Origin of the sequence: Streptomyces nanshensis (assembly GCF_001751255.1) — a bacterium.
GTDB lineage: Bacteria > Actinomycetota > Actinomycetes > Streptomycetales > Streptomycetaceae > Streptomyces > Streptomyces nanshensis_A.
In genome coordinates this window covers 1-9566 of the sequence record NZ_LJGW01000395.1, presented here as the reverse complement: position 1 = coordinate 9566, position 9566 = coordinate 1, and the positions used below count along the sequence as shown (strand labels likewise).

Here is a 9566-nt window from a genome sequence, read left to right as displayed (position 1 = left end):
GGTCGCCCACGGGTCGCCCGCGGGTGCGCCGCCGCCCTGCTGGGGGCCGCCGCCCTGGCCGCCGCCGAAGCCGCCGCCCTGGCCGCCTCGTCCGGTGGTCTTGGTGACCTTGGCCGTGGCGTTGCGGAGACTGGCGCCGACCTCGTCGACGTCCAGCTCGTAGACCGTGCGCTTGATGCCCTCGCGGTCCTCGTACGAACGCTGCTTGAGACGTCCCTGTACGACGACGCGCGTGCCCTTGGTGAGGGACTCGGCGACGTTCTCCGCCGCCTGACGCCAGACCGAGCAGGTCAGGAACAGGCTCTCGCCGTCCTTCCACTCGTTGGTCTGACGGTCGAAGGTGCGGGGAGTGGACGCGACGCGGAACTTCGCGACCGCCGCACCGGACGGGGTGAAGCGCAGCTCGGGGTCGTCGACGAGATTGCCGACGACCGTGATGACGGTCTCGCCTGCCATGGGGTACCTCTCGGCGGTGCTGCTGGCTGCTTGTGGCTTCTGTGGCTGGCACCCGATGCTCGGTGCCTCGGTGCCTACGCGCTGTGGCGTGGCTGCTCGTTACGGTCCGTGGACCGCCCGTGGTGCCCTGGGTGCCGCGCGGCGTCAGCGATGCCGTACGGCCCGGATCAGGGGATCAGTGGGCGGCGGGACGCAGAACCTTGGTCCGCAGGACCGACTCGTTCAGATTCATCTGCCGGTCGAGTTCCTTGACGACCGCAGGCTCGGCCTGCACGTCGATGACCGAGTAGATGCCCTCGGGCTTCTTGTTGATCTCGTAGGAGAGCCGACGACGGCCCCAGGTGTCGATCTTCTCGACCTTGCCCTTGCCGTCGCGGACGACGGAAAGGAAGTTCTCGATCAGCGGGGAGATCGCTCGCTCCTCAAGATCGGGGTCGAGGATCACCATCACCTCGTAGTGACGCATGTGGAACCCACCTCCTTCGGACTCGCGGCCACGGTCGTTCCGTGGCAGGAGGTTCGTGATGCGCTCCGCACCGGGTGCCGCCTCGGGGAGGGGCGCCGGATGCAGACCGTTCAGACTACCCGGCTTGGGCCTTCCGGTTGAAATCCGGGGGCAAGTCGCCGCAACCTGGACGGAACGGTGTGAGCGGCGTCACGAGGGCGCCGCCGATGCTGGCCTCTGTCAGGAGGTGCCGTATGGCACAGGCGGTTCGGCACAACCCCGTATCCATGCTCCTCGACGACGGCAGGGCTCATCCCCTGGAGAGTTCACTCGCGGCGGTGACGGTTCTGCTGGGCGCTGTCGCCTTCGTGACGGCGATGTGGTCGGGGCTGCACGTGCTCAGCGCCTGGACGGGCCTGGCCGGCGTCGTCACGGGAGCCTGGGGGCAGTTCATCTCGGCCACGACGGGCGAGCGCTTCGCGCTGATCATCGGTCTGGGCGGAGCCGCCTTCGGCTTCTACCTGGGGATGGCGCACGGCGGTCTGCTCGGCTGACGCCGGGCGGTACGCCGCCGCTTCCCCGGCTCCGGTCCCCGATCCCCGATTTCCCGGTCACCGGCACCGGCCGCCGTACGGGCGGCCGGCGCCGGGCGACAGCCACCAGGGGGGCGAGCGAGAGGAAGCTGCCATGGCACAGCACGACGACGTGACCCGTATCGATCCCTCCGCGCCGCCGAGCGGTCCGGGCTGCGCGGAGTGCTCCGCGGGCGACGGGCCGGGCTGGTGGTTCCATCTGCGGCGCTGCGCCGCGTGCGGGCACATCGGCTGCTGCGACTCCTCGCCGGGGCAGCACGCCACGGCGCACGCGCAGGGCGCGGGGCATCCGCTGATGACCAGCTTCGAGCCCGGCGAGGAGTGGTTCTGGAACACCGAGACCGAACAGCTCCTGGAGGGCCCGGAGTTGGCGCCCCCTACGTCGCATCCGAGCAGCCAGCCGACTCCCGGGCCCGAGGGCATGGTCCCGGCGGACTGGGAGCGGCAACTGCACTGAGGGCGCCGCACTGAGGGCGCTGTGAGGGCCTACCCGGTACGGACGGCTCCGGCCTCCCCGTAGGACCAGGGAGGCCGGAGCCGTCGTACGTACGGAACAGACCGGGCCGGGCCGCGGACCGCGGTTCAGTGGTGCTGGAGTTCCAGCCGCCGCTGGTCCGTGACGCCGCCGGGGCTCGCCATCGCCTCGATGTCCCAGCCGGCGAGGGAGGCCGCCGCCTGGTAGGCGCTCTCGTAGAAGTCGAGCACCGCGGTGCGCGGATCGCTCAGCGCCCGTGCCTCGTCGTACGGCAGCAGCGCGAGGTGGCTGCCGTTCTGCGGCACCCACCGCGCCGCGACCGGACGCAGCGGTTCCAGCGCCAGGCCCTCCGGTTCGGGTGCGGCGTACGCGTAGAACGCCGGCGCGGCCATGGACTCGTCGCCGAACCAGAAGCCGAAGCTGGTCACCTCGCGCGAGTACGCCTCGCGGGTCACGGAGTCCGCCTGCGGCGGCTGCTCCACGTGCCGTCCGGAGAAGCGCGTGTACGCCAGGTCGAAGGTGTGCCAGAAGTGGTGCACGGCGCTGCACTTGCCCGAGAAGCGGGAGGCGAACTCCTCCAGTACGAGGGCCACTTGGCTGAGCACCTGCCAGTAGCGGTTGGCGTGCTCCGGGTCGTACGTCGCGTGCTCGGTGTCCTGCGCGAACGGCCTGGCGGAGTCCGGCAGGTCGAACGGCTCCGGGTGCGGGATCTCGGCGTGCACGCCGAGGTCGGCGAGCGCCTCCATGGTCAGCCTGCGGAAGGAGGCCACGGACTGTCCCATCAGCGGGAAGGAGACGGCCGTACCGTCCAGCGTCGTCACGACGAGCTGGTGGTCGACGAAGTCGAAGTCGATCGTGAAGACGGGGTTGCCGTCGCACTGGCCCATCGGCCGCGTCGTGATGCCGCGCCCGGTGACATGGAACGGCACGTTCCACCAGTGGTTGCGGCGTGCGCTCGAGGTGAGGCGGATCTTCCCCACGAGCTGCTCGAAGCGGTGCAGGGTCTCCTTGGTCTCGCGCCACTCGCTGAGCGGCAGGGGCGGGAAGAGCTCCATGGCGTCGTCCCCCTTCTTCCTGGGGTGCCTTCCGGGCCCGGCGGCCGGCGCGCGTCCCGGTGCCGGAGCGCGCATCGGCCGGATGCCCGGTATGCGGTTTTCGTGCGTTCCGTCCCCGGGTCACCCGCTCCGTACGACGTCATTCGTACGGGGACCGTCCCGCGGCCCCATGGATGCCGCAGGCAGCCCGACATCGGCGGATTCGCGACGGTGCCGAAGCGGAGCCCGGGCAGCAGGATGGACCTCATGGACTCTGCGCGCGCCGGCGAGGTGACCCTGTCCAGCACCACCGGGCGCTGGGTGCTGTTCGCGACGGTGCTGGGTTCGAGCATGGTGCTGCTGGACGGTACGGCCGTGAACGTGGCCCTGCCGCGCATCGGCGCCGACCTCGACTCGAGCCTCGCCGGGCTCCAGTGGGCGGTCAACGCGTATCTGCTCACGCTCGCCGGGCTGATCCTGCTGGGCGGCTCCCTCGGCGACCGGTACGGACGGCGGCGGATCTTCGTCGTCGGGGTGCTGTGGTTCGCCGTCTCGTCCGCGATGTGCGGGCTGGCCCCGAGCGCGCCACTGCTGGTCGGCGCCCGCGGCCTCCAGGGCATCGGCGGCGCACTGCTGACGCCCGGGTCGCTGGCGATCATCCAGGCGGTCTTCCGTCCCCAGGACCGGGCGGCGGCCGTCGGCACCTGGGCCGGGCTCGGCGGCGTCGCCGGTGCCGTGGGGCCGCTGCTCGGCGGGTGGCTCGCGGGCGGTCCGGGCTGGCGCTGGGTCTTCCTGATCAACCTGCCGTTCGCGGTGCTGACGGCGGCGGTCGCCGTGCGCCATGTACCGGAGAACAGGGACGAGTCCGCGAGCGGCCGCTTCGACGTGCCGGGCGCCGTGCTGGCGGCGCTGTCCCTGTGCTCGCTGACGTACGCGCTGACGGCCGCCTCCACGCATCCCTTCGCGGCGCTCGTGACGGGCGGTGCGGCGGTGGCGCTGGGCGCGGCGTTCGTCGTGACCGAGGCGCGCTCGCCCCGTCCGATGGTGCCGCTGGGGCTCTTCCGTGTACGTCTCTTCTCGTACACGAACGTGGTGACGGTGCTGATCTACGGGGCGCTGGCGGCCGTCTCCTTCTTCCTCGTCCTCCAGCTCCAGACCACCGCGGGCTTCTCGCCGCTCCTCGCCGGGCTCGCGCTGCTCCCGCTGACGCTGCTGATGCTCGCCTTCTCCAGCCGGGCGGCACGTCTCGGCAAGCGCATCGGGCCTCATGTGCCGCTGACGGCGGGGCCGTTGGTCGCCGCCGCGGGCGTGCTGCTGATGCTGCGGATCGGCCCGGACGCCTCGTACTTCGCCGACGTACTGCCCGCGGGGATCGGTCTCGGGGCCGGCATGACGCTGCTCGTCGCACCGCTGACCGCGACCGTCCTGGACTCCGTGGACGTGGGCAGGGCCGGCACCGCGAGCGGCATCAACAACGCGGCGGCCCGTACGGGTGGACTGGTCTCCGTCGCCGCCATCCCGTCGATCGTGGGTCTGTCCGGCGACGAGTACCGCTCGCCCGCCGACGTCGACGCCGCCTTCCACGGCGCGATGCTGACGTGCGCGGGGCTGCTGGCCGCGGCGGCGGCCACCGCCTGGGTCCTCGTACGTCCGGCCGCACCGGCCCCGGAGACGGTCGACGCGGTGTGCCGTTCGTGCTCGCTCTCGGCGCCGCCGCCCGCCGCCGAACGGGAGCCCGGGCACGGGGCGAAGCCCGGGCGCGGGGCGTGGGGGAACCCCGACGCACAGTAGGCTTCGCCGCGAGTCACCCACCTGCGCCCGGAGGAGCGTCCCGCATGAGTCTGACACTGAGGACCATCAGCCGTGAGCAGCATCTGGCGTATATCCGGGAACTGCCCTCGGCCAGCCACTGCCAGATCCCGGCCTGGGCCGATGTGAAGGGCGAGTGGCGTTCGGAGAATCTGGGCTGGTTCGACGGCGACGGCCAGCTCGTCGGGGTGGGCCTGGTGCTCTACCGGCAGCTCCCGAAGGTCAAGCGGTATCTGGCGTATCTGCCGGAGGGCCCGGTCATCAACTGGTTCTCGCCCCAACTCGAGGAATGGCTGCGGCCGATGCTCGCCCACCTCAAGCAACAGGGCGCGTTCTCCGTGAAGATGGGCCCGCCCGTCGTCATCCGCCGCTGGGACGCCGCCGCGATCAAGCGCGGCATCCAGGACCCGGACGTGAAGCGGCTGCGCGATGTGGAGGCCACGCAGATCGAGCCCCGCGCCTTCGAAGTCGCGGACAGGCTGCGGCGGATGGGCTGGCAGCAGGGCGAGGACGGCGGCGCCGGCTTCGGCGACGTACAGCCGCGGTACGTCTTCCAGGTGCCGCTGGAGGGCCGTTCGCTGGAGGAGGTCCACAAGGGCTTCAACCAGCTCTGGCGGCGCAACATCAAGAAGGCCGACAAGGCGGGCGTCGAGGTCGTACAGGGCGGCCTGCAGGATCTGGACGACTGGCAGCGGCTGTACGAGATCACCGCGGAGCGCGACAAGTTCCGTCCGCGCCCCAAGTCGTACTTCGAGCGCATGTGGAAGTCCCTCAACGCCGAGGACCCCAACCGCATGCGTCTCTACTTCGCCGAGCACGAGGGCGAACGGATCGCTGCCGCCACGATGCTGATCGTGGGCGGCCATGTGTGGTACTCGTACGGGGCGTCGGCCAATCACAAGCGCGAGGTGCGGCCGTCGAACGCGATGCAGTGGCGGATGCTCCAGGACGCGTACGCGCTCGGGGCGAGCGTCTACGACCTTCGCGGCATCAGCGATTCGCTGGACGAGTCCGACCATCTCTTCGGGCTCATCCAGTTCAAGGTGGGCACCGGGGGAGAGGCAGCCGAGTACGTCGGCGAGTGGGACTTCCCGCTCAACAAGCTGCTGCACAAGGCGCTCGACATCTACATGTCACGGCGCTGACGGCGCGTACGCCGCGCCGGACGAGGAGTTGCGGACAGGCGGACAAGACCGAGACGAGTGACGGAAGAAAGGTTCCCTACCGGCCATGGCGCTCACCCTCTACGTCGACACCGATCGCTGGCGGGCGCACCAGCAGTCGGTGATCCAGCAGTACCCGGGCCTCGTCCCGGTCTGCAAGGGCAACGGCTACGGCTTCGGCCACGAGCGGCTGGCCGACGAAGCCACCCGTTTCGGCAGCGACATCCTCGCTGTCGGCACGACCTACGAAGCCGCCCGCATGAAGGACTACTTCGGCGGCGACCTGCTGGTGCTCACCCCGTTCCGCAAGGACGAGGAGCCGGTGCCGCTGCCCGACCGCGCGATCCGCTCGGTCTCCTCCGTCGAGGGCGTGGGCCTGATGCGCGGCGCACGCGTCGTCATCGAGGTCATGAGCACCATGAAGCGCCACGGCGTCACCGAGGAGGACCTGCCGAAGCTGCACGCCGCGATCGACGAGGTACGGCTCGAGGGCTTCGCGATCCATCTTCCGCTGGACCGTACGGACGGCTCGGACGCGGTGGAGGAGGTCATCGGCTGGATGGACAGGCTGCGCGCGGCGCGGCTGCCGCTGGACACGATGTTCGTCTCCCACCTCGGCCCGGAGGAGTTCGCGCGGCTCCAACAGCAGTTCCCGCGTACGGACTTCAGGGCGCGCATCGGTACGCGGCTGTGGCTGGGCGACCCCTCGGCCACGGAGTACCGCGGGGCGATCCTGGACGTGACGCGTGTGGTGAAGGGCGACCGCTTCGGCTATCGGCAGCAGAAGGCGCCGGCCGACGGCTGGCTCGTGATCGTCGCGGGCGGTACGTCGCACGGTGTCGGTCTGGAGTCGCCGAAGGCGCTGCAGGGCATGACCTCGCGTGCGAAGGGCGTGGCCCGCGCGGGGCTCGCGACCGTGAACCGGAACCTCTCGCCGTTCCTCTGGAGCGGCAAGCAGCGCTGGTTCGCGGAGCCGCCGCACATGCAGATGTCGATCCTGTTCGTGCCGGCGGAGGCGCCGGAGCCGAAGGTCGGCGAGGAGCTGACGGCGCAACTGCGGCACACGACGACGATGGTGGACCGTACGGTCGACCGCTGACGGGGACGGGACGCCGGGGCCCGGGCCGCGGAGCACGAAGCGCGGACGCTGGCGAACCACCCGTCCGCGTCCCGGAGTTGGCCGCGTAACACCTCGCGCCCGCGCGCACCTCGTACGTACGCGCCCCTGCGCACGCGCGCACCCGCTCACACGTAAGGGGCTGTCCTCCCCGGCCGGACCGGAGCGGACAGCCCCCACGACGACGGGCGCCAAGACGGCGCCGCGCCTCACGCCTTGCCGTCGATGAACGCCTGCACCAGTTCCCGCGCCTCGTCGTCGTAGTACTGCACGGGCGGCGACTTCATGAAGTACGACGACGCCGAGAGGATCGGCCCGCCGATGCCCCGGTCCTTCGCGATCTTCGCCGCGCGCAGCGCGTCGATGATGACGCCCGCCGAGTTCGGGGAGTCCCAGACCTCCAGCTTGTACTCGAGGTTGAGCGGCACGTCGCCGAACGCCCGTCCCTCCAGGCGCACATAGGCCCACTTGCGGTCGTCCAGCCAGGCCACGTAGTCGGACGGGCCGATGTGGACGTTGTCCGCGCCGAGTTCGCGGTCGCGGATCTGCGAAGTGACGGCCTGCGTCTTGGAGATCTTCTTCGACTCCAGCCGGTCGCGCTCCAGCATGTTCTTGAAGTCCATGTTGCCGCCGACGTTGAGCTGCATCGTGCGGTCGAGGATGACGCCGCGGTCCTCGAAGAGCCGGGCCAGCACGCGGTGCGTGATCGTCGCGCCCACCTGCGACTTGATGTCGTCGCCGACGATCGGCACACCGGCCTCGGTGAACTTGTCCGCCCACTCCTTCGTCCCCGCGATGAAGACGGGCAGCGCGTTGACGAAGGCGACGCCGGCGTCCACGGCGCACTGCGCGTAGAACTCGACGGCCTCCTGGGAGCCCACGGGCAGGTAGCAGACCAGGACGTCGGCCTCGGTCTCCCGCAGCGCGCGTACGACGTCCACGGGCTCGGCGTCGGACTCCTCGATGGTCTCCCGGTAGTACCTGCCGAGACCGTCGAGCGTGTGCCCGCGCTGCACCGTCACACCGGCGGGCGGTACGTCGCAGATGCTGACGGTGTTGTTCTCGCTCGCGCCGATCGCGTCCGCCAGGTCGAGGCCGACCTTCTTGCCGTCCACGTCGAAGGCGGCGACGAACTCCACGTCACGTACGTGGTATTCGCCGAACTGGACGTGCATCAGGCCGGGCACCTTGCTGCCCGGATCGGCGTCCTTGTAGTACTCGACGCCCTGCACCAGCGACGCGGCGCAGTTGCCCACGCCCGCGATGGCCACACGAACCGAACCCATTCCGGTTGCTCCCTGTCTGGTAGGTGAGACCCGCGTTCGTACGCGGCCTCATGCGGTGTCGCCGGACTCCCCCGGCGGGGCGGTGCCCCGGTGCCGGGTCCGGTTTCCCGCGTCTCCTGCTCCTGTGCGGCGCGGTGGAGGCCCGCTGTCGCTGCCCGCCTCCAGGTCGCGCCCCGTCCGCTCGCTCTCGATGAGTTCGGTGAGCCAGCGGACCTCGCGCTCCACGGATTCCATTCCGTGGCGCTGCAGTTCGAGGGTGTAGTCGTCGAGCCGTTCGCGTGTACGGGCGAGGGAGGCGCGCATCTTCGCGAGCCGCTCCTCCAGCCGGCTGCGGCGCCCTTCGAGCACACGCATCCGCACGTCCCGCGAGGTCTGCCCGAAGAAGGCGAAACGGACACCGAAGTGTTCGTCTTCCCACGCGTCCGGTCCGGTCTGTGAAAGAAGCTCCTCGAAGTGTTCTTTTCCGGCAGCAGTCAATTTGTAGACGATTTTTCCCCGGCGGCCGGAGAGCGACGGCGAGAGCGCCTCGCGCTCGCTCTCCGGCGCGGGACGGGCGGGCTCGTGCTCCTCGGTCAACCACCCGCGCTGCACAAGGGTCTTGAGGCACGGGTAGAGCGATCCGTAGCTGAAGGCACGGAAGACCCCCAGCGACGTGTTGAGCCGTTTTCGCAGCTCATAACCGTGCATGGGCGCTTCGCGCAGCAGACCGAGTACGGCGAACTCAAGGATCCCCGAGCGCCGGCTCATAGCGCACCGCCCCCCTCAACCCCCCACGCCCACCGCGTACTTGTCTCGTGCTGATGTATCGAGTCGATACATCAGCACGATAGAACGCGACTTGGGGGGCGACAAGTGCGGGACGGGTGAAGGGACTCACATCCCTGATTAGTTGAAGGCAACTTGTGCTGATTGAGATGGATGCACGCTAACGGCCGTTTTGGATCTGCGTAGTCTGTGCGCGTGCAGACCACCACCGGGAACCAGAAGACGCCGGATCGCGTCATCGTCCTGGGTGCAGTGCGACCGGCGGACGGGGTGTCCGCGGGCCGTGCTCGGGGGGACCAGACGTCAACTGCCACCTTCAGGCGCGAGCGCCTGCCCGAGGAGTAGCTGTTCCATGAGCGAGCACCGTCGAAAGCCGCCCCAGGGGCGCGGCCGGCGCGCAGCGCAGCCGCCGTCCGGCGCCGG

Annotated in this window: 10 protein-coding genes; 5 read left to right on the top strand and 5 right to left on the bottom strand. The window is 70.2% G+C overall.

What is annotated here, in order from left to right; translation table 11 throughout:
* Nucleotides 1-456 (bottom strand): single-stranded DNA-binding protein (locus tag AN218_RS24610; RefSeq protein ID WP_070019122.1); only part of this gene is annotated, 456 nt, incomplete at its 3' end.
* A gap of 175 nt (nt 457-631) precedes the next feature.
* Nucleotides 632-922, bottom strand: a complete 291-nt coding sequence (gene rpsF, locus AN218_RS24605; protein WP_070019121.1) for a 30S ribosomal protein S6 — start codon at nt 920-922, stop codon at nt 632-634.
* 233 nt (nt 923-1155) lie between these two features.
* Between rpsF and AN218_RS24600 the strand changes: the two genes are divergently transcribed.
* Entirely contained in the window at nt 1156-1455 is a 300-nt protein-coding gene (locus AN218_RS24600; RefSeq protein WP_070019120.1) for a hypothetical protein, read from the top strand.
* 133 nt (nt 1456-1588) lie between these two features.
* Nucleotides 1589-1951, top strand: a complete 363-nt coding sequence (locus AN218_RS24595; protein WP_070019119.1) for a UBP-type zinc finger domain-containing protein — start codon at nt 1589-1591, stop codon at nt 1949-1951.
* A 125-nt stretch (nt 1952-2076) separates the two neighbouring features.
* Here AN218_RS24595 and AN218_RS24590 read toward each other — a convergent pair whose 3' ends face one another.
* The gene (locus tag AN218_RS24590) at nt 2077-3024 is read right to left on the bottom strand and encodes a DUF5996 family protein (RefSeq protein WP_070019118.1); all 948 of its coding nucleotides are present in this window, start codon (nt 3022-3024) and stop codon (nt 2077-2079) included.
* A gap of 246 nt (nt 3025-3270) precedes the next feature.
* Between AN218_RS24590 and AN218_RS24585 the strand changes: the two genes are divergently transcribed.
* The 3 genes from AN218_RS24585 (at nt 3271) to AN218_RS24575 (ending at nt 7074) form a co-directional block, all read left to right on the top strand.
* Nucleotides 3271-4794: an MFS transporter gene (locus tag AN218_RS24585; protein WP_070019140.1), complete on the top strand. Its 1524-nt coding sequence runs from the start codon at nt 3271-3273 to the stop codon at nt 4792-4794.
* 44 nt (nt 4795-4838) lie between these two features.
* A complete protein-coding gene (locus tag AN218_RS24580) occupies nt 4839-5957 on the top strand; it encodes a lipid II:glycine glycyltransferase FemX (RefSeq protein ID WP_070019117.1) in 1119 nt (372 codons plus the stop codon).
* Nucleotides 5958-6042: 85 nt separating this feature from the next.
* Nucleotides 6043-7074 (top strand): alanine racemase, encoded by a 1032-nt coding sequence (locus AN218_RS24575; RefSeq protein WP_070019116.1) that lies wholly within the window; start codon nt 6043-6045, stop codon nt 7072-7074.
* 227 nt (nt 7075-7301) lie between these two features.
* On the opposite strand, the gene AN218_RS24570 is transcribed toward AN218_RS24575, so the two are convergent.
* Nucleotides 7302-8378, bottom strand: a complete 1077-nt coding sequence (locus AN218_RS24570; RefSeq protein WP_070019115.1) for an inositol-3-phosphate synthase — start codon at nt 8376-8378, stop codon at nt 7302-7304.
* A gap of 48 nt (nt 8379-8426) precedes the next feature.
* Entirely contained in the window at nt 8427-9125 is a 699-nt protein-coding gene (locus AN218_RS24565) for a PadR family transcriptional regulator (protein WP_070019114.1), read from the bottom strand.
* Nucleotides 9126-9566 lie beyond the last annotated feature (441 nt).